General features: G+C 79.5%; 1 protein-coding gene. It reads right to left on the minus strand.

The features are described from left to right. A partial coding sequence (locus tag ABEB16_RS22745) for an MFS transporter (RefSeq protein ID WP_345714404.1) occupies positions 1-524 on the minus strand: 524 nt, incomplete at its 3' end. Positions 525-960: the final 436 nt, after the last annotated feature.

Raw genomic sequence — 960 nt, forward strand, 5'->3', positions numbered from 1 at the left:
ATGACCAGCACGATGCGCGACATCGTCCGGGAGGCCACCGGGCCGGTGAACAGGTCCCGCACGACGGCCATGCCGGTGACGGCGCAGGCGGCCACGCCGAGGCCGCCGAGGACGCGCAGGGCGACGAGCGCGGGCAGGTTCGGCGCGACGGTGCACAGCAGGCACGCCGCGACGTAGAGGGCCAGGCCCACCACGACGGGGGCGCGGCGCCCGACGCGGTCGCTGAGGGGGCCCACGACGAGCTGGCCCAGCGCCATGCCGACCAGGACGGTGGTGATGGTGAGCTGCGCGCCGGCGGCGGTCGTGCCCAGGTCGGCGGCCACCTGCGGCAGCGAGGGCAGGTAGAGGTCGATGTTCACCGCGCCGAGCGCGGCCATCGAGCCCAGCAGGGCGATCAGCCCGGCCCGGCGCGGCGGGACCGGGCGGCCCGGGAGGAGGGTCCCCGCGGTGGTGGCGCTCGGGCCGGGTTCGGGGCCGGGGGCGGTGCAGGTGCGGTCGTGGTCCGGGGCGGGCGGACAGGGCATGCGGGAGCCGGCCTCCTCGGCGCGGGGTGGGGGCGCGGTGGTGCGGAACCGGTCCCGGGCGGGCGCGGGAGCGGTTGCTCAAGGCTATGGCAGCCGCCCGGCCCTGTCGTCCCCGCGGCCGGGGCGCGGCGGGGACGAGGGGGCGCTGTCGCGGGGGCCGGGTTACGTTGACCGGGTCGCCACGGTGGGGGCACGGCGGCCGGGTCACCCCGGCGGGGCGCGCCGGCCGGGTGCGCACACGTCGCGCGGTCCTCTCGCGCGGTCCGACGGCGCGGTTCGCACGAGGAGGCGTCCATGGCCAACCCGCCCGGCCCCCGCCGGCACGGCGGTGTCCTGCTCGCACCGGCGGCCCTGGTCGGCGCGGCGGCGCTGCTCGGCGGGTGCAGCACGCCGTCGTACTCGGTGGGCTGCTGCCCCAGCGCGCACGGGGTGGCGA

It is taken from the genome of Kineococcus glutinatus, from assembly GCF_039542765.1.
Classification (GTDB): Bacteria; Actinomycetota; Actinomycetes; order Actinomycetales; family Kineococcaceae; genus Kineococcus_A; species Kineococcus_A glutinatus.